Raw genomic sequence first — 19,230 nt, 5'->3', positions numbered from 1 at the left:
AACTGATAACTGACAACTTTAATAATTATTAAGCCAGGATATCCTTCACCACTTTGCCTTCCACATCTGTGAGGCGGAAGCGCCGGCCCTGGAATTTATACGTCAGTCTTTCGTGATCTATGCCCATAAGATACAACAAGGTAGCCTGAAAATCATGCACGTGTACCGGATCTTTTACAATATTATAACTGAAATCGTCTGTCTCACCATAGCTGAAACCGGCTTTCACCCCTGCCCCGGCCATCCACATGGTAAAGCAGCGGGGATGATGATCACGCCCATAGTCAGTAGCAGAGAGCTTTCCCTGCGAGTACACCGTACGTCCAAATTCCCCTCCCCATACTACCAGCGTATCTTCCAGCAACCCTCTTCTCTTCAGGTCTTTAATAAGGGCGGCAGTGGCCTGATCTGTGGCTTTACATTGCTGCGCAATGGCGCTGGGCAGGTTACCATGCTGGTCCCATCCCTGGTGATAGAGCTGCACAAATTTCACGTCCTTTTCCAGCAGCTTGCGGGCCAGGATACAGTTGGCGGCATAGGTGCCGGGATCGCGGCTATCAGTACCGTACATCTCGAATATATCCGCCGGCTCGTCTGATACATCCATTACTTCAGGTACGGAAGTTTGCATGCGGTAAGCCATTTCATATTGCGCGATGCGTGCATCCACTTCCGGATCGCCGTAAGCGCTGTTCTGCAGCTGGTTCAGCTTGCTGAGATATTCCAGCATTTCTTTCCGGTCTGCACCATCGTATCCTTCCGGATCATTGAGGAACAGCACCGGATCTTTTCCTGCCCTGAACTGTACGCCCTGGTGTTTGGAAGGCAGAAATCCATTCCCCCATAAACGTGCGTACAGCGGTTGGTCTTTCTGCCCGTTCTTCGATACCAGTACAATAAAAGTGGGCAGGTTATTATTATCTGAACCCAGTCCATAACTGATCCAGGAGCCAATGGAAGGCCTGCCGGGCAATTGATTGCCCGTCTGGAAAAATGTAATGGCAGGATCATGGTTGATGGCTTCTGAATAGAGGGACTTTACAATACACAATTCATCTACCACGGCTGCGGTGTGTGGCAGCAGCTCACTTACCCAGGTATTGTTTTGTCCATGCTGATTGAACTTATAGATAGAAGGGGCCACCGGCAGTATGCTCTGGTTAGCGCTCATGCCCGTTAGCCGCTGCCCGTTGCGTATGGAAGGCGGCAGGTCTTGTCCCAGCAGGCTGGCCAGCTTAGGTTTATAATCGAATGTTTCCAGCTGCGAGGGACCTCCGCTCATAAACAGGTACACCACTCTTTTTGCTCTTGGTGCAAAATGCGGTAATGCTTTCAGGATATCTGCTTCCAGGCCTGCGGCGCTACTCACTGCTTTTGGCGTGCTGCCAAACAACTGTCGACCCAGGAGTGAGCCAACAGCCAGCGCGCCAAGGCCCAGTGAGGTCTTTGTCAGGAAGCTGCGCCTGTCCAGCTTTTTATTCAGCTGATCAAAATCAGGTGAGTGCAGTTTGAATACATCGTCGTGATGGTGTGACATAAGCTTTTATCTTTTGGTAAGGGCCGCATCTGAGTTCAGTATGGTATTTGCTACCACCGCATTGGCAGCCAGTAATGCGGCATCCAGTTTTTTATCTGCAACATATTGCCCGGTATGCAGCCAGCCTTTGGCTTTTGCAGGATGTGCGCTGAACTTTGTTTGCTCAGCATCGCGCAACTTCGTTAGCAGTGTTACTTCCTGTGCAGCAGGCGTACGACCGGTTAGTTTACGATAGACATCAATGATACCCTGTGATCCGTTACCTGCTCTTGTGATCTGTTCGCCCAATACTCTCGAGGCTTCGATGAATGTAGGATCGTTCAATGTTACGAGGGCCTGCAGCGGTGTATTGGTCTGTTGCCTTCTCACTACGCAATAGCTGCGCGATCCTGCATCGAAGGTGGCCAGCGTAGGATTAGGCACTGATCTTTTGATCACCACGTATAGGCTTCTGCGGTATACTGCTTTCCCGGTATCGCGTGTATAGGTTGTATTGTTGATCTCCCATAAGCCTTCCGGCTGATAAGGTTTCACGCTTTTACCCCCTATCTGCAGGTCCATCAGCCCGCTTGCCATGAGTGCATTATCGCGGATCATTTCTGCCGTCATACGATAGGCAGGGCCATGGGACAAGAGCCGGTTCTCCGGGTCTTTCTCCCTGGCCACTGCACTTGCGCGGGAGTCCTGCCTGTAGGTGGCAGACATCACGATCATTTTGTTCAGTTGCCTGATATTCCAGCCTGCGTCGCGAAAGTGTATGGCCAGCCAATCCAGCAGTTCCGGGTGACTGGGCATTTCTCCCTGGTTACCGAAATCGCCGGAAGTTTTTACCAGGCCGGTGCCGAAAAAGTTCTGCCAGATGCGGTTCACTACTACTCTGGCGGTAAGCGGGTTATCTTTATCGGTGAGCCATTGGGCCAGCCCGTAACGGTTCCTGGGCAATTTTTTCGGGAAAGGCAGGATGGCTTCCGGTGTGTTTGGAAATACTTCCTCTCCCAATGCATCATAGTTCCCTCTCAGGAGGATATGTGTTTTGCGTGGTTTGGGCATTTCCTGCATTACCATCAGCTCAGGCACCTGCTCTGTTGAATCGGCCAATGTGGTGCGCAGCTGCTGTAGTGCGGCCTGTGCTTTTAGTGTAGCCGGATCAACAGCAGCAACATAATAATCTTCCAATGCCTGCAAACCAGCGTCTGAGATATGATCCGGCGATTGATCCGTTATATCCGGCCATTTGGCTTTACCGGCAATGATCTTTATCTCATAAGGCGTAAGCACCCGGTTATATACCAGCACATCATCTGCTTTACCATTTTTAAAGCCCAGGCCTCTCCACCATCCGCCTATCTGCAGGCCTGGCTGCGGTCCGTTTATAAACAGGATGTCTTTTGTCAGCTGGTCCATCGTGGTTTCCATCGGCACGGGCTGTCCGTCCATATACAGCTGCAGCCCGGCAGCTTTCGATGAGCCATCATAAGTAAGTGTCAATTGGATCCAGCGGTCTTTAGCCGCCGGCGCCCTGGAGATCCTTGTAATAGCGTTGGATGGCGCCGTATGGGCCATATTTACTTCGAGGTGGTCATCCTTCAGGTACAGGTGATATCCCCTGAAGTTATACAAACGTTCTGCCTGGCTTTTGTGAAAGATCACGCCTTCTTTCAATTCCTTCGGTATATTCACCCAGATGCCTACACTGAAAGGATCGGAACGGCGGAAGATACCCGTACGGCCCAGGTCCAGCCAGGTATCGCCGTTCAAGACCAATGCCTTGCCCTGGTGGCCATCAGTAAACACAGGCGCATCACCCGGCTGACCGGTTTCCCGCTTCATGCTGCCGCTGCCTTGTGCATGCATACTATTCTTAAACGCGGCATTATCCAGCGTATAATAAGCCTGTAAACCGGCCGCTGGTATTTGTTCATGGGCCAGCTTTTTATAGGCGCCGCTCTGCAGCCATTTCTTAAAGCCGGTGGCATCCGCCTGCTTTTTCTCTGCCGCCAGCTTTTGCTCCTGCTGACCCACACAACGCTGCATGTATTGCAGCAGCGCTTCCTTCTCTTTATCAGGCAGCATCAATGTAGGTGTGGGCAATGCATCATCCCAGGAGATCTGCCCGGCTTCTTTAACGTTGTTGAAGAAACTGAATAATTCGTAGTAACTCTTTTGTGAAACAGGATCGAATTTATGATCGTGGCATTTGGCGCAACCTACAGAAATGGCCAGGAAGGCCTCTCCAAAGGTGTTGGTCCTGTCTACTACATATTCTGCCTTGAACTCATCCTCGATAATACCGCCTTCCATATTCTGCGGGTGGTTGCGGTTAAAAGCGGTAGCGATCAGCATCTCCTTGCTGGGATGGGGCATCAGGTCGCCCGCCAGCTGCCAGTGAATGAATTTATCGTAAGGAAAATTGTTGTTAAAGGCGTTGATCACCCAATCGCGGTAAGGCGACATATCCCGCAAACGGTCTACCGTATACCCATGCGAGTCTGCATAGCGGGCCACATCCAGCCAGTCTACCGCCATCTTCTCACCGTAGTGCGGAGAGCTTAATAAACGGTCTACCTGCTTCTCATACGCATTGAAGGATGTATCCTTCAGGAAAGCATCGATCTCCTGCAGGGTGGGCGGCAGGCCTGTAAGATCCAGCGAAAGCCTTCTTAACAACAGCTCCTTATCCGCTTCCGGCGAAGCTTTCATTCCCTCCTGCTCCAGTCTTTTTATAATAAAATGGTCTATCTCGTTATGTGCTACTGCGTTCTTTTCTACTGCAGGTACATCATGCGCTTCCGGCTTTACAAAGGCCCAGTGCGGTTGATAGGTGGCGCCATTCTTCATCCATTTTATCAGCACTGCTTTTTCCTTTGCGCTCAGTTGCAGGTGCGATTCAGGCGAAGGCATTTTATATTCAGGATCGTTGGATAATATGCGGTGAAAGAGCTCACTGCCCTGCAGGTTACCTGGGTCAATGGCCACCTTACCCGGGTTCTCCGGCAGCTCGCCGAAAGCGGATGCAGGGAGGTCCAGCCGCAGACCGGCTTTCTGCTTGCCTTTATCAGGACCATGGCAGGCAAAGCATTTGTCTGAAAGCACCGGCTTCACATCCTTATTATAATCCAGCTTTTCCGGCAGGGCTTGATAGGCGGCAGCTACATCTTCAGGCAGGTCTGGCGAACAGGCGTACAGGCAGCAGCATATTACTGCAAGGAGTATTGAACAACGTGGAAGATACATCCCGGCTGATAATTTATTTACTTAAAAGTACCGCCCTCCCGCAGGAAATACTTATACAAACACAACAGTTTTTTGCACAAATCCGACTTTTATACTTAATTTCAGTCAGGAGCGTCTGCCAGCTTACCTTACCGATATGAACAGGACGGTTTTAAAAGGTACTTTTTCACTCCTGAATGTCGACTATGTGCAACTGGGAGCGAGCTGGAACTACAAGAATGTGACCAGCACTTTTTACCGCATTTACCTGATAGATGACGGTAGCGGTGTGCTGTATAATCCCCGCAGCTCCTTCGCGCTGGAGAAAGGCTACCTGTACATGGTGCCCAGCTTTACCACCTGTAATTACTACTGCGGCGAGTACCTGAGCCAGTACTACATCTCTTTTATAGAAGAGGCGCCGGATGGCACTTCCCTCTTCGCCAGCAACAGACGGATCCTGAAGGTACCAGCCATTGCTGCAGACCTGGAGCACTTTAAACGGATCCTGGAGCTGAACCCCAACAGGGGCCTAAAACGCTCGGAAGACCCGAAGGTGTATGAAAAATATCCTGTGCTGCAAAGCTTTCGTGAATTGAATAATTACATGCAGCTCTCTGCCTATGTAGAGACCCAGGGCCTACTGCTGCAGATGCTGTCCCGCTTTTTAACGCCAGATTGTTTCGAGTCGCCTGAATCTGTTATTCATTCAAAGATCTCAGACGCCATTAATTATATCCAGACCAACCTGCACAAGCCTATTACCGTAGCCCTGCTGGCGCAGCGCGCCAACCAGAACACGGATTATTTTTCAAGATTATTCAGGGAGCATACAGGAGAACGCCCGCTCTCCTACATCCAGTTGAAGCGGGTAGAGCGGGTGCAGTTCCTGCTGGAGAATACCAACCATTCGCTGGCGGAGATAGCTGCAGAAACAGGCTTTGAGAGCCTGTCGTATTTCACCAGGACATTCAAAGAGAAGACAGGGCAAACTCCGGGCGAATACAAAAAGAATCACCGTTTGTTGTAACCGTCAGATAAAATCCAGGTAAGCATATTGCTGCTTCAAAATATCTTTATCATCTGCAGACAACCATTTGTTCAGCAGCGTAGCGTACACACTTTTGAAATCCACCTTGTGCTGCAGATCGCCTTCCACCAGGTTAGTAAGATCAGGCCCTTCATTCAGCAGTCCTTTACGCTGCAATCCGCCGCTGACCAGGAACATGTTATTGGCGGTACCATGATCCGTACCACCGCTGGCATTCTGGCCTACGCGGCGGCCAAATTCAGAGAAGGTCATAACCACTACATCCTGGAAGCGGTTGTTCTTTTTCAGGTCTTTTACAAATGCAGACACGGCCTCATCCAGCTGCGTGAACAATCTTTCCTGCTGCCCCTGCTGACCCACATGCGTATCAAAGCTGCCATGCGATACATAGTATACCTTGGTATTGATATCAGACATGATCAGCTCAGCGATCACCTTCATATTCTTGCCCAGGGCAGAATTGGGATAGCTTTCCCCAGAGCGGTAAGTTTTGAATTGCTGCTGTATATAGGAAGCCGAAGAAATAGTTTCCGCCATGGTTTTATACAGGTAATCCACGTTATGATGCTCTTCATGCGCTGGCGCATGTGTGCGCATCAGGTCCCTGAAATAGGCTTCATTGCTGGTATTATACAGGCGGTTGGGATCTACAAATGCCAGGCCTTTGGCGGCTTCTCCTTTCATTGCCAGGCTCAGGGTATCATCTATTTCGAGCGCCTGCGTAGGTTTATCACATCCTTTGCATTGCGCGTCAAGATAACGCCCTATCCAGCCCGTGCTCCAGTAATCCTGGGAATTACTGGCAGAATGCCAGATGTCCATAGACCGGAAATGGCTCCTGTCAGGATTAGGATATCCTACGTTGTTCAGTATTCCCATGGCCCCATCGTCATACAATCCTTTCAGGCCGGTGAACGAAGGATGCAGGCCCATTTCATCGGTGAGCGACAGCGCGGCCTCACGTTTAATGCCTAAGGCGGGGCGCATTTTATAGTAAATATCGTTACGGTAAGGGATGACAGTATTCAATCCGTCATTACCGCCGGAGAGCTGTATCACCACCAGTACTTTATTGCCCGGCGGCACCAGCTGCCCTTTTTCAAATGCTTTCAGGAATTTGGGCATCATAGCGGCGGCCGAGGCCAGTGAGCCCACCTGCAGAAAACGGCGTCTGTTAAGTATCAGCATAATGATCGGATTAGGTTTAACACAATTGATATTCAGGTGTGCTCATTACATCGATGGTCACGGTCTTGATATAGTTCTCACGCGAAGATGTGTCTGCGTATTTATCCAGTAGTGATTTATTGGCGTTCGCATTTTTCATCAGCAATGCGCCGGCTATTTCATCTGCCAGTCGTTCCCGCGGAATATCCTTAAAGGTATCCAGGTAAGGCTGCCAGTTGATCCGGGCGTTTACACGACGGGCATATAATTTCCGCAGGCTTTCATTCAGTTCAAGCGTCATCTTGTAACGCGCGCCTTCTCCCATCTCCGGCGTGATCTCTTTAGGACGGGCATTGAGCTCCTGCGAGTATAAGATCACCTGCGGCAGCCTGAGACGGAACATCAAACTGGAACTATCGATCCAGCTGCGGCCGCCGGGCCATCCTGCTACATTGGGCGGATAGAACAGCACCTGCCCCAGCAAGCCTTCAAACAGCAGCATGGTTTCTTCCCGCTCAAACTCCATGGGAATGGTACGGCGCAGACCTACCAGCAGTTCTACCGGTGGCTTAATACGGCTGCCCACATGCCGGGTATCATAGAACCAATCCGCCATGAAGATTTCTTTCATCAGGCCAGCAATGTCATAATTGGATTCATAAAATTTATCAGACAGTGTTGCTATGCGATCCTCATCTACCTGCACATCATCTACAAAATAGCGGTATATCTTCCTGGTAATATAACGGGCGGTTTGGCGACGCTCCAGTAAGATCTTCAGCGTATCATCGCCGTTAAAACGCCCTGTTTTACCCAATATGGTTTTCTCGCCGTCATCGTGTACGCGTTCCCGGAACACGAATTGACCATCACCGTCAAATTCCCAGCCGGTGAAGGCCCTGGCGGCTTCCTTCACATCCTGTTCGGTGTAATTACCACGTCCCATGGTGAAGAGCTCCATTACTTCACGGGCGAAGTTCTCATTAGGATGCTGTTTGCGGTTCTGTTGATTGTTCAGGAACTGCAGCATGGCCGGGGTTTTGGATACAGCGCTCAGCAGATCCCCAAAATTACCCAGCGCATGCTCACGTACTACCTGCAGCAATTGCTGGTTATAGATCACGTTCTGTGTGCGGCAGGCAAAATGCCCGTGCCAGAATAGCGCCATTTTTTCTCTCAGTGGATGTTCGCTGCTGATCATGGTTTGCAGCCAGGCAAGGTTCAACTCTTTCACGCCCTGGGTGTTCATTTTGCGTACCTGCTTGCGTTCTTCCGCGCTCATGCTCTTTACCCGCTGATAATCCGGCAGCTCTGTTGCGCTGATCACTTCGACAGGAATAAGGGGCTGTTTTTTACGGCCATTCAGTACATGATGAACAGTTTGTTTACGGCGTTGGTCCGTCCACGAGAGGATAAGGGGGAGTGGTTCTCCAAACCCGGCGCGCCAGGCGAGGTGTTGCATCTGTAATTTATCGGATACCAGCGGCATGAAAAAAAGGGTTTCATGTTAAGACGATGAAAAATAGAATAGGTTTAAATGTTGAGGTTTGAGGTTTGAAGTTTGAGGTTTGAGGTTCGTTGGAGGTTACAAGTCAGGAACAAGTATATCGTAAAAACATACTTGTTCTGAACCTCAAACTTCTAACAAACTTCAAACCTCAAACTTCAAACCTCAAACTTCAAGTTATCTGAATTTCCAAACCGGATACCGCTCTCCTTCCTTAAACTTATCCCGCTCGGGCGGCAGTTCCATAAATGCATCTGCTTTCAGCAGACTGGCAAGATCACCGGAGCCGTGATAGGCATGCGGTACAGCTTTCCATTGCCCGGAAGACTGCGCCTGTAATTGCACTGGTAAGAAGTAAGTCATTGGTTTATCAAACAATATATCAGCTCCCAGCACAGCATAGGACGGTGCAGTCAGCTCCTGCCCCATAGCGGCCAGTATCCAGGGTTGCACATAACGGTAGTAACACATAAAACCTGATACGGGATTGCCCGGCAGGGCAAATACCACCGGCCCTTCGTGAAGCACACCAAACAGGAAAGGTTTACCGGGACGTTGCTCCACTTTGTGAAAAATGCGTTGCATGCCCAGCTCTTGCAGTATTTGCGGGAGATGATCAAACTTACCTGCGGATACTGCGCCGGAGCAGATCCATATATCCGCATGCCGCAGTGATTGTAATAATTCAGTGATGGTTTGCTTATTGTCTTCTACGTGGTGACAGTCTGCCTGGATGCCCAGCTCACGCAGCGAGGCGGCCAGGGTCCACATATTAGAGGTACGGATCTGGTGAGGAGCAGGCGTATCTGTTACGGGCACCAGTTCGTCGCCGGTAGAAATGATCGCTACTTTCGGCAGGCGGCCTACACTAACGCGGTATTTACCAACGGTGGCCAACACGCCAATCTCTGCCGCTGTAATCCTGGTGCCTGCAATGATCAGGGTTTGTCCGGCGGCCATATCCATTCCCTGCCAATGCACGTTCTGCTGCGGCGACACGGCCTGTGTAATGGTAAAACGGCGGAAGCCTTCATGTTCTGAGGGTTGCAAATGCTCATACGGGATCACGGTATCTGTCAGATCCGGCAATACGGCCCCCGTCATCACTTCCAGGCAGTTAGCCATATTGGATAGCTGTTTGCCGGGCATACCTGCAGCCTGCAGATCTTCTACGCCGAAAATGGTCTGCCCCTTGGCATAACTTTCCTTAAAATTAATGGCAATGCCATCCATGGTTACCCGGTTAAAGGGAGGAAAGGGGCGGTCCGCCACTATAGGCTCACGCAATATCCTGCCGATGGCATCCATAAACGGCACCTGCTCCGTGCCCAGGTCGCGTACCGACTTCATCACAGCAGCATAAGCAGTAGATACATCTAGTAGCATTGTGTTAACTTTGGGTGAAAGTCGTTAGTCGTTAGTCAACAGTCGTTAGTTAAATGCGCTATTATTCGCGGGATTAACTGACGACTAACGACTAATGACTGACAACTACTTTGTAAATTTATCGCATTATGTCCAATACATCAACCCCTCAGCAGTTCTCTCATCTCGACGAGAAGAACCAGCCGGCTATGGTAGACATCAGTGACAAGAACAGTACTATTCGTGTAGCCATCGCCGAAAGCCGTGTCTGGCTGCCTGAGATCGTACGCCGCGAGTTCAGTGGCGGGGATATCAATACCCGCAAGGGGGCCGTGTTCCAGACCGCCATTATCGCCGGTATTATGGCCGCCAAAAAAACGCCCGAACTGATTCCGCTCTGCCATACCTTGTTGCTGGATAACTGCAGCGTAGAGATCCAGCTGCTGAATGAAGAAGCTGTGATACGCTGCACCGTAAAAACCACCGGTAAAACCGGCGTTGAAATGGAAGCCCTTACAGGCGCCAGTGTGGCGGCCCTCACTGTATACGATATGTGCAAAGCCTTCACGCATGAAATGGTCATCCGCGAAACCAAATTGATCAGTAAAACAGGCGGAAAACGTGATGTATTAGTACCTTAGCAGTATGGAATTAAAAGGGCTCATATTATGCGGCGGCTACAGTACCCGCATGCAGCAGGATAAAAGTAATATCTCCTATCACGGTATACCGCAATGGCAATACCTGCTTACGCTGCTGCAGCGTATTGTACCGGAGGTCTATATTTCCTGCAGGCCTGACCAGGAAGCCATTTTTTCTGGCGCCGCGCCACTTATCCCCGATAGCGTTACTGGCGGCGGCCCTGCCACTGGCCTGTTAAGCGCAGCCGCAGCTTTCCCGGGCGCTGCCTGGTTCGTGCTAGCCTGTGATCTTCCCCTGATCAGCCACCAGAGCCTGGAATACCTGGCCGCCTTCCGAAACCCGCAAAAAGCGGCTACCGCATTTATCAGCCCGGTCAATCATCTTCCCGAGCCTTTAATTGCTATTTGGGAGCCCCGCGGCCTCGAAGTATTGGCACAGAGTGTGGCGGCGGGCAAGTCATGCCCGCGTAAAGCTTTGTTACAAACCGATATACAAGTGTTGGAAAATCCCTATGCAGGGGAGCAGTTCAATGCCAATACACCGGAGGAAATGCAGGAAGCGTTAAAAACGCTGAAGGCATAAAGCTAGGGGTGCGCCGCTACCCATACTTCTCCATCCTCGAAATATTCTTTTTTCCAGATAGGCACCGTCTCTTTCAACGTGTCGATCGCATACTGGCAGGCGGTAAAGGCAGCTCCCCGGTGCGGCGCTGCGGCGGCGATCACGACTACGGTCTCTCCCGGCAGTTTTTCCCCATTTACATGTAAAATGGCTATTCGCTGGATGCCCATTTCCTGTTGGATATGGCGGGCTATCTTTTCCATTTCCAGGAGCGCCATGGGCGTATAGCATTCAAAATAAAGCTTTTGTACGCTTTTGCCCTTCGTTTGGTTCCTGACCGTACCTATAAAAACGGCTACTCCTCCGCAGGAAGGCGACTCCACGAAATCAACCGCTTCCTGTACGGTAATACTGTCTCTTATTTCTACTAACAGATCCATAGGTCATCCTCCGCTTACCGGCGGTATTACGGCTATTTCATCACCCGGCTGCAGGGCATCGCCGTCTGCAGCATATACTTTGTTTACGGCTATCATGCAGGAACGTAACTCCCGTAAGCGTGGGTAGCGGCCATACAGGTATTCCCTCAGGGCAGCTACCTGCCCTACCGGTGTTTCCACCTGGATCACCGGCGCCCCGGCGATATCCTTTGCAATGCCAAATAATAACACTTTCATACGCTACTGCAAATTATTGCATTAAAACTACAATATACCCTGTCTAAAGTAGTATTTTTGGATATCACGAGCATTGAACAACATGAAGATCAGGATCAGGGGAAATACCATCCGTTACCGGCTCGATAAACAGGACATCAACGCCCTGCAACAGACCGGGAGAGTGGAAGCAGACACCACAATAGGGGCACAAGCCCTTCATTTCTGTATAAAGGCGAAAGAAATTGCCAACGCCACCGTTAAGCTGGAAGCCTTCGGCCTCCATCTCTCACTACCACAACAGCAGGTAAGGCAATGGACTGAAACAGACCAGGTAGGCATTGAAGCCGAACTGCCCAATGCAGATGGCTCCCTGCTTACGATACTGGTGGAAAAAGATTTTAAATGTCTCACCCAGCGTGATGAAGACGATAGCCAGGCCTTCGACAATCCCCTGGCCGGGCATAACTGCTGAATGGAATGCTAAAAGACGCACATAACCGTACTATCAACTACGTAAGGTTAGCGGTTACCGACCGCTGCAACCTGCGCTGCACCTACTGCATGCCTGAACATATGCAGTTCCTGCAACGCCGCGAGCTGCTCACCTACGAAGAGATCCTCCACCTGATGCAGCTCCTGGCTGCCGAAGGTGTGAGCAAAGTGCGTATCACCGGCGGGGAGCCTTTTCTCAGAAAAGACCTGCTCCACCTGCTGGAGAAGTTATCTGCTACTCCCGGTATAGAACAGATCTCCATTACCACCAACGGCGTGCTGACCCGTTCCTTCATCCCGGCCCTGCAGTCTTTAGGCATCCGTAACATCAACCTGAGCCTGGACACCCTCCAGCGCGACAAATTCAAACTGATCACATTTCGTGATGAGTTCGAGGCGGTCATGGCCACCTTCCACGCCCTGCTGGAACATAACATGAAGGTAAAGATCAACGTTGTTGTAATGGATGGTGTAAATACCGGAGAACTCTTAGACTTTGCCGCCCTTACCCGCGACTACCCTGTTTCGGTACGTTTTATAGAAGAAATGCCTTTTAACGGCCATGGTAAGACCTTCTCCGGTCCGCTATGGAACTATGAACATATACTGAACAATATCCGCACCGTATACCCGCTGGAAAAAATGGTGGATGCGCCCAACGCCACGTCTATTAACTATCATGTTCCCGGCCACCAGGGCCAGATAGGTGTAATACCCGCTTACAGCCGCACTTTCTGCGGCAGCTGCAACCGTATCCGCATTACGCCTACCGGCGGTTTAAAGACGTGCCTGTACGGGAAAGATGCCATTAATGTGAGAGACCTGCTTCGCGCAGGCGCAACAGACGAGCGTCTTATGCAAGAGGTGCAACAGGCGATTTATCGCCGTTTCGCCAATGGATTTGAAGCGGAAAAGGATAATGAGAAGATGGTGAGTATGTCGGAGATAGGGGGGTAATCAATTTGAAACCAATTAGTTAACTTGTCTTTTTTTTCGCATTTTTCTTCGCAAACTGCTTGCTAATTCAATTGATGTCTTTACATTTGGTTATTGCATTATATCCTCAATAAAAACCTCAAACACAATGGAACGCAGCAAGCAACCCATAGTAAATTTTTTTCGTCTTCTTTTTAAACCTGGAAAACAGGCCACCAGAAATCATTTGATAGGGATGGGCTCTATTTTTGATTTCACAGGGCATTACTTTGAAGAAGAGAAAAGGGTGTCAGACGAGCAAGCTGACTGCATGGCCATCTATAGTGATTGGGAAGCTGTAGGTAACGATTTAAAAAGCTCCTTCAGATTTCATCTATCAGAAATAAGAGATTGTAATGCACATGAATCAGCCAAACGAAGACTTTCAGGCAATTGTTAACGATGCACAGGAATTAGGCCCCGGGAATGTAAACAATGCCCTGAAAAATTGTAGAAAAGCAAATCAATGAAATTTTAAACACAGAAGATGTTAACCCCGAAAAACGAAGGGCTCTCATCAAATTAGTAACCTCATCAATAATAACCCATACATACCACACAGGCCCATTACCAGACGGTGAAACACTTGAGTTGTATAACAAACATATTCCCAATGGCGGAGATAGAATAATGGCCCTGGCAGAAAGACAACAAGTACATCGTCACGAGATGGATAAACTAAAACATAGATCAACTGCCATACATAATAGCACTGGGCAATGGATGGGATTCCTGATAGCTTTATTCTTCCTTGCCGGTGGTATCTGGCTGGTACAGTCAGATCATGAAGGAGCAGGGATTACATTGCTGACGCTTAATTTAACTTCTTTAGTAGCAATTTTTGTATTGGGTAAATTCTATCAACGTAAGCCCAAAGATGAGTAATGCGTATACTACTAATACATCATCATCTCCTCATCTATCTCCTGCGCCCAGGCATGAATTCCCCCCTCCACATTATACACCGCTTCAAACCCTGCAGCCACCAACTGCTGCGCTACCATCAGGCTGCGCATACCATGATGGCATAACACTGCTACCGGCATGCCTGCCGACAACTGCAATTGCGGCAAGGCCTTCATCACACTCCGCATAGGAATATGATTAGCCTGGGGAATATGACAGATCTCCCACTCCTCCATTTCCCGTACATCCAGCAACTGAAACTGCTTACCCGTATCCAGCCATTGCTGCAGCTGATGCACACTGAGACTTTGCACACCGCGGGTATCGCAAACGCCCTGCTCATAATCCGGCAGCAAGGCTTCAATACTATGATTGCCGGGTACCGGCTTCACTTCAAAAATATGATGCGTATTATACAAAGTATCGATGGTTAACAGCTGGTTGGCCAGTGGTACGCCGATATCGCAAAGTACTTTCACCGCTTCATTGGCCTGATAGCTGCCGATAATGCCAGGTAGCACACCCAATACGCCTATCTCACTGCAATTAAGCATATCGCCAGCTTGCGGCGCTTCCGGAAACAAGCAGCGATAAGTAGCGCTGCCTTTGTAATTGAATACGCTTACCTGTCCTTCGTACTTGTAAATAGCCCCATATACAAATGGTTTGTTCAGTATCACACAGGCATCATTCACGAGGTAGCGGGTACCGAAATTATCAGTGCAGTCTATCACAATATCGTAGGGCGCTATAACAGACAAAGCATTGTCTGGCATGAGAAAATTAGGATGCAGCACAAAATTCACTTCCGGGTTCAGTTGCTGCAATCGCTTCACGGCAGCCTGCAGTTTGGGCTTACCTTCATCCTCGGTGGTATAGATCACCTGGCGTTGCAGGTTGGTAATGGACACATTATCCTGCTCCACGATGCCCAGCTTGCCGATGCCCATAGCGGTCAGGTATTGCAGCACCGGAACCCCAAGGCCTCCTGCGCCGATCACCAGCGCGCTGGATGCGCCCAGCCGCCGCTGTTTTTCTTCTCCAAATCCTTCCAGTCTTATCTGGCGGTCATATCGTTGCATCTTACTGTTTTAGTGATATAAAGATACGCAACAAACTGCTATCGGTGATAGCAGGGCCTGGCTGCATCTCCCGGTTAATATACCGGATGCGGTTATCCAGGTCCGGATGGCTGCTGAGCCATTCCGAAGGCTGCAGACTATTCTCCTTTTTCAGGGTGTTGAACAGCCATTCAAATCCATAGGGATCAATATTCCTTTCCTGCAGCAGGCGTAACCCGTAAAGATCTGCTTCTTTTTCCAGGCGGCGCGAATACTGCAGGCTTTTCAGGCTGTTGGCATTCTCCACCACCACCGCTCCCGCGCCTCCCAGGTCGCCAAACAGCAGTGAGATGAACATATACGTTCCCATGCTGCGAAAAATGGTCTTCGTGGTATGCTTCTCTTCAACGTGCGCATACTCATGGGATAACAATGCTGCCAGCTCCTCGTAATGCTTCATGTCTTTCAGCAGCTGGTCATACACGATAATATGGCCACCCGGCAGCGCAAAGGCATTGGATTGCTTATCCTGCACCACCGTGATCTCTACTGAATATTGCGTAGGCACTTTCATCTGCCGGAAAAATTCATTTACCAGCCTGGTGGCTTCCGGCTTCACTTTGTATTCTTTGATCAGCGCATCGTAACTGCTTTGTCCCAGCTTTTCTTCGTAACTGACAGGTACATTATTGGCAATGCGGACCGCCAGGAAGGGAATGAACCAGAAATACACCAGCACCAGTAAGCTTAGCAGGAACAAAAATACACAACCAACAACCAGCCGCCCCTTGTTGGCAAAAAAGCCAGGTTTCCTTTTACGTTCCAGGTAAAATGCAGCAGCGTCTGCAAAAGTAAGCGCGTGCACAGTGATACGCTGCGAAGGGTAACCGGGATATTCCAGCACCGTGCCTCCGTCTCCTTTGCCCTGCCTCACCTGCTCCCAAAACCAGTGTACCTGCCTGGCTGTTCCGTTGGCATCCCGGATGCTGATAATAATTTGTTTAGCCGTCAACGTTATCCCGGCGTCTACGGAAGTATCGCTCTGACTGTTATAATATTTTCCTGTGTAGGTTTGCATAGTATCGGTTAATTCAGTCGTTAGTCATTAGTCGTTAGTGAATGCAGCGGTCATAATATCCGCGTAATCACTAACGACTAACGAGTAACGACTATTTCACTTTCTTATACATCATGATAAGGTCTACATAGCTGCCGTCGGGCTGATGGATCCCTCCGGGCAAGCGGCCACATTCCATAAAATCAAAGTTACGGTATAGCTGTATGGCTTTCTCATTATTGGCCATCACATTAAAATAAATAGTCGTGATGAAGGGATGTACCTCTGCCCAGCGCAACATAGCCGTCATTAAGCGCCTGCCTATACCCAGGTTCCGGTAAGCATGCTGCACGGCAATACCCATCTCGCCCATATGATGCTGCTTACGGAAACCGCCTTGCCGCACACTCACCGTGCCTACGATCTGCCCCTTCGTTTCTGCTACCAGCAATAAATGCCGGCTGTTATCTCCGAACGATTCTATGAAACGCTGTTCTGCACGCAGGTCAATCGCTTGTGCTTCGGATGGGGTGGATAACAGGAAATCCGTTTCCCGTGTGATCTGCTTAAAATTGGCCAGCAATGCAGGAGCATCTCCCACATTGGCCGGGCGGATCAGCAATTCCTGTCCGTTGGGTAAGAAATGGCGCATAACTGTAAAATACCAAGAATTTTCGTTTCCGGGGCCTGCTTGCTATAATGTGTTGTTTAACTCTTTGCTGTAACGGGCTTGCGCCTGTACAGCCATAATCCCACGGCGCCTATTATCCAGAAAGGCCATAGCCGCATTAGGAAAATGAATGCTTTCCGGAAGATGTCCACACCTTCGCTGGTCGCGCTGAGCAGCTCCGTTCCAAAACCAGCGCGGATCACCTTACCGGGGTCTACCACTATCTGTACATCTGCAACCTCGGGCTGGAACAGCTGTACGGAAAAAGCAGCATAGTTTACATCATCCAGGATACCCAGGTTAACGATCTTGCGATCAATGGCCAGGTTCCTCTTTGCATCCTGGTAGGCCGCTACATCCAGTGTAGTCTTTTGTTTACCAGGTGTTACGTTGCCAACATTAGCTTCGGTGTCCTTGTTCTTTAATGCATTGGAAAGATAATCCAGCGTTTTGTCCTGCTCCTTTAGCGTACGGTATTCAATGAGAGAAGACATGGAGGTAAGGATGCGAACAATGGAATCAAGGCCGGCAGCGGGAACCCGCAAAGTAAGATAGGCAGTAGGGCTGTACAGTTGTATACGTTTCAGCGAGTCTGCGCTGTAAGGCGCTTCACTCAGTTGGCCGAAAGTATTACGCATCGAGCTTTCAACTATTACGCCATTCATACCTAATACCGCCTGCTCCAATGCCGAAGTGGTATTGAATACATTGTTTACGCGGCAGCGCACATCTGCCGTTCGTATCCTTTTCCTCGAAGGAGAATTAAGTGCGGCAATGTCGTTCGAGAATTGTGTGGAATCTGCAGCTGCTTCGTAGGCAGCAGAGGCCTGACTGGCTTTGTCTCTTTGTTCCATACTTGCCTGGCAGGCGGCCAGCGTCAAGGCAGGCAGGATGAGGTAACATAGCAAAGGGCGCATAGTGTAATAGGTTTCCAATATATACACCGGATCATATAAAGGTAACCTTCCTGAAAAGTTAAAATAAATTAAAAGCCACCCTGAAATAAAAAATCGTTGAGCGGGTGCACACAACACCTGCCCAACGATTATTAATTATTAATTATTACCTGTTAATTATTAATTATCGCAGCCCCGAAATAAGACTGCAATACCTGCGGTATATGTATACCATCCGCCGCCTGATTGTTTTCCAGGATACAGGCCAGGATCCGGGGCAATGCCAGGGAGCTGCCGTTCAGTGTATGCACCAGCTGCGGCTTGCCTCCGCTGTCTTTGAAACGGATCTTCATGCGGTTGGCCTGGTATGCCTCAAAATTGGATACAGAGCTTACCTCCAGCCATTTCTGCTGCGCTGCGCTGTACACTTCAAAATCATAGGTCAGCGCGGAAGTAAAGCCCATATCGCCACCACAGAGGCGTAAAATACGGTAAGGTAAGCCTAAAGCCTGTACCAGCCCCTCTACGTGCGCCACCATCTCATCCAATGCGGCATATGATTTATCAGGATGTACCAGCTGTACCACTTCCACCTTGTCAAACTGGTGTACGCGGTTCAGGCCTCTTACGTCCTTACCATAAGAACCGGCCTCTCTGCGGAAGCAGGGTGTATAAGCGGTCATCTTAACAGGAAGCTCGCTGTCTTTTAAGATCTCGTCGCGGTAAATGTTGGTTACCGGCACTTCTGCAGTTGGTATCAGGTACAGCTTGTCTTCACCGACGAAATACATCTGGCCTTCTTTATCGGGCAGCTGGCCGGTACCATAAGCGGTATCTGCATTTACCAGGTAGGGAGGTTGATATTCCGTATAGCCTTTGCTGATATTATAGTCCAGGAAGTACTGGATCAATGCGCGTTGCAGGCGTGCGCCCCTGTTCTTGTAAACCGGGAAGCCGCTGCCGGTGATCTTGTTGCCCAGCTCGAAATCGATCAGGTCGTATTTTTTTGCCAGGTCCCAATGGGGCACGGCATCTGGAGATAAGGCTGGTTTATCTCCTCCGCTCTTTACTTCCACGTTCTCTTCCGGTGTTTTACCAGCCGGCACTATAGCGGCCGGCAGGTTGGGCAGCTTGATCAGCGTATCGTGCAGTTGCTTTTCTGTTTCATTAAGTTGCTCGTTAATAGGCCCCTGCTGCTCTTTCAGTGCAGCTACTGTAGCCTTGCGCTGTTCCGCTTCTTCTTTCAGTCCCTGTTTCATCAGCTTGCCGATCTCCTCCGATGCTATCTTGATCTTCGCCTGTGTTTCATCATAAGCGAGGGTTAACTGCTTGCGCCTGTCATCCAGCGCCAGTATCTCCTCTACCAGCCCCAGTTCTTTAAACTGTTTGTGGGCCAGCCGCTCCAATACTAATTCCTTGTTTTGACGAATGAACGGAACCTGTAACATTAATTCAAATTTTCGGCAAAGAT

Annotated in this window: 19 protein-coding genes; 7 read left to right on the top strand and 12 right to left on the bottom strand. The window is 49.7% G+C overall.

The window, feature by feature from the left end:
• Nucleotides 1-28: 28 nt before the first annotated feature.
• Nucleotides 29-1,537, bottom strand: a complete 1,509-nt coding sequence (locus tag ACR9Y8_RS20365) for a DUF1501 domain-containing protein (protein WP_481215090.1) — start codon at nt 1,535-1,537, stop codon at nt 29-31.
• Between the two features lie 6 nt (nt 1,538-1,543).
• Nucleotides 1,544-4,771: a DUF1553 domain-containing protein gene (locus ACR9Y8_RS20360; RefSeq protein WP_481215089.1), complete on the bottom strand. Its 3,228-nt coding sequence runs from the start codon at nt 4,769-4,771 to the stop codon at nt 1,544-1,546.
• A 136-nt stretch (nt 4,772-4,907) separates the two neighbouring features.
• Here ACR9Y8_RS20360 and ACR9Y8_RS20355 point away from each other — a divergent pair, with 136 nt between their 5' ends.
• Nucleotides 4,908-5,780, top strand: a complete 873-nt coding sequence (locus tag ACR9Y8_RS20355) for a helix-turn-helix domain-containing protein (protein WP_481215088.1) — start codon at nt 4,908-4,910, stop codon at nt 5,778-5,780.
• A 3-nt stretch (nt 5,781-5,783) separates the two neighbouring features.
• On the opposite strand, the gene ACR9Y8_RS20350 is transcribed toward ACR9Y8_RS20355, so the two are convergent.
• The 3 genes from ACR9Y8_RS20350 to ACR9Y8_RS20340 all read right to left on the bottom strand — a co-directional run bounded on the left by ACR9Y8_RS20350 (nt 5,784) and on the right by ACR9Y8_RS20340 (nt 9,861).
• On the bottom strand, nt 5,784-6,989 hold the full coding sequence (locus ACR9Y8_RS20350; RefSeq protein ID WP_481215087.1) for a DUF1501 domain-containing protein: 1,206 nt from the start codon (nt 6,987-6,989) through the stop codon (nt 5,784-5,786).
• A 16-nt stretch (nt 6,990-7,005) separates the two neighbouring features.
• The gene (locus tag ACR9Y8_RS20345; protein WP_481215086.1) at nt 7,006-8,457 is read right to left on the bottom strand and encodes a DUF1800 domain-containing protein; all 1,452 of its coding nucleotides are present in this window, start codon (nt 8,455-8,457) and stop codon (nt 7,006-7,008) included.
• A 195-nt stretch (nt 8,458-8,652) separates the two neighbouring features.
• A complete protein-coding gene (locus ACR9Y8_RS20340; protein ID WP_481215085.1) occupies nt 8,653-9,861 on the bottom strand; it encodes a molybdopterin molybdotransferase MoeA in 1,209 nt (402 codons plus the stop codon).
• Between the two features lie 128 nt (nt 9,862-9,989).
• On the opposite strand from ACR9Y8_RS20340, the gene moaC reads away from it, so the two are divergent.
• Both moaC and ACR9Y8_RS20330 read left to right on the top strand, forming a co-directional pair.
• Nucleotides 9,990-10,481 (top strand): cyclic pyranopterin monophosphate synthase MoaC, encoded by a 492-nt coding sequence (gene moaC / locus ACR9Y8_RS20335; protein ID WP_481215084.1) that lies wholly within the window; start codon nt 9,990-9,992, stop codon nt 10,479-10,481.
• 4 nt (nt 10,482-10,485) lie between these two features.
• Nucleotides 10,486-11,064, top strand: coding sequence for an NTP transferase domain-containing protein (locus ACR9Y8_RS20330; protein WP_481215083.1), 579 nt, complete (start codon nt 10,486-10,488; stop codon nt 11,062-11,064).
• 2 nt (nt 11,065-11,066) lie between these two features.
• Here ACR9Y8_RS20330 and ACR9Y8_RS20325 read toward each other — a convergent pair whose 3' ends face one another.
• Nucleotides 11,067-11,483, bottom strand: a complete 417-nt coding sequence (locus ACR9Y8_RS20325) for a molybdopterin synthase catalytic subunit (protein ID WP_481215082.1) — start codon at nt 11,481-11,483, stop codon at nt 11,067-11,069.
• Nucleotides 11,484-11,486: 3 nt separating this feature from the next.
• The gene (gene moaD / locus ACR9Y8_RS20320; RefSeq protein WP_481215081.1) at nt 11,487-11,720 is read right to left on the bottom strand and encodes a molybdopterin converting factor subunit 1; all 234 of its coding nucleotides are present in this window, start codon (nt 11,718-11,720) and stop codon (nt 11,487-11,489) included.
• An 82-nt stretch (nt 11,721-11,802) separates the two neighbouring features.
• Between moaD and ACR9Y8_RS20315 the strand changes: the two genes are divergently transcribed.
• The 4 genes from ACR9Y8_RS20315 to ACR9Y8_RS20300 all read left to right on the top strand — a co-directional run bounded on the left by ACR9Y8_RS20315 (nt 11,803) and on the right by ACR9Y8_RS20300 (nt 14,054).
• Nucleotides 11,803-12,174, top strand: a complete 372-nt coding sequence (locus ACR9Y8_RS20315; protein WP_481215080.1) for a DUF7009 family protein — start codon at nt 11,803-11,805, stop codon at nt 12,172-12,174.
• 5 nt (nt 12,175-12,179) lie between these two features.
• On the top strand, nt 12,180-13,151 hold the full coding sequence (gene moaA, locus ACR9Y8_RS20310; protein ID WP_481215079.1) for a GTP 3',8-cyclase MoaA: 972 nt from the start codon (nt 12,180-12,182) through the stop codon (nt 13,149-13,151).
• A gap of 127 nt (nt 13,152-13,278) precedes the next feature.
• Nucleotides 13,279-13,569 carry a hypothetical protein gene (locus ACR9Y8_RS20305; RefSeq protein ID WP_481215078.1) on the top strand — a complete coding sequence of 97 codons (291 nt, stop codon included), beginning with the start codon at nt 13,279-13,281 and terminating at the stop codon, nt 13,567-13,569.
• A gap of 47 nt (nt 13,570-13,616) precedes the next feature.
• The gene (locus tag ACR9Y8_RS20300) at nt 13,617-14,054 is read left to right on the top strand and encodes a DUF2335 domain-containing protein (RefSeq protein ID WP_481216238.1); all 438 of its coding nucleotides are present in this window, start codon (nt 13,617-13,619) and stop codon (nt 14,052-14,054) included.
• Between the two features lie 11 nt (nt 14,055-14,065).
• Here ACR9Y8_RS20300 and ACR9Y8_RS20295 read toward each other — a convergent pair whose 3' ends face one another.
• The 5 genes from ACR9Y8_RS20295 to serS form a co-directional block, all read right to left on the bottom strand.
• The gene (locus ACR9Y8_RS20295) at nt 14,066-15,157 is read right to left on the bottom strand and encodes a HesA/MoeB/ThiF family protein (protein WP_481215077.1); all 1,092 of its coding nucleotides are present in this window, start codon (nt 15,155-15,157) and stop codon (nt 14,066-14,068) included.
• 1 nt (nt 15,158) lies between these two features.
• On the bottom strand, nt 15,159-16,214 hold the full coding sequence (locus tag ACR9Y8_RS20290) for a M48 family metallopeptidase (protein ID WP_481215076.1): 1,056 nt from the start codon (nt 16,212-16,214) through the stop codon (nt 15,159-15,161).
• 91 nt (nt 16,215-16,305) lie between these two features.
• Nucleotides 16,306-16,845: an N-acetyltransferase family protein gene (locus ACR9Y8_RS20285; RefSeq protein WP_481215075.1), complete on the bottom strand. Its 540-nt coding sequence runs from the start codon at nt 16,843-16,845 to the stop codon at nt 16,306-16,308.
• Nucleotides 16,846-16,901: 56 nt separating this feature from the next.
• Nucleotides 16,902-17,780 (bottom strand): DUF4349 domain-containing protein, encoded by an 879-nt coding sequence (locus ACR9Y8_RS20280; RefSeq protein ID WP_481215074.1) that lies wholly within the window; start codon nt 17,778-17,780, stop codon nt 16,902-16,904.
• Nucleotides 17,781-17,932: 152 nt separating this feature from the next.
• Nucleotides 17,933-19,207, bottom strand: coding sequence for a serine--tRNA ligase (gene serS / locus ACR9Y8_RS20275; protein ID WP_481215073.1), 1,275 nt, complete (start codon nt 19,205-19,207; stop codon nt 17,933-17,935).
• Nucleotides 19,208-19,230 lie beyond the last annotated feature (23 nt).

This window comes from Chitinophaga sp. SVR4-12A, assembly GCF_056754765.1.
This window is presented reverse-complemented; position numbering and strand designations above follow the sequence as displayed.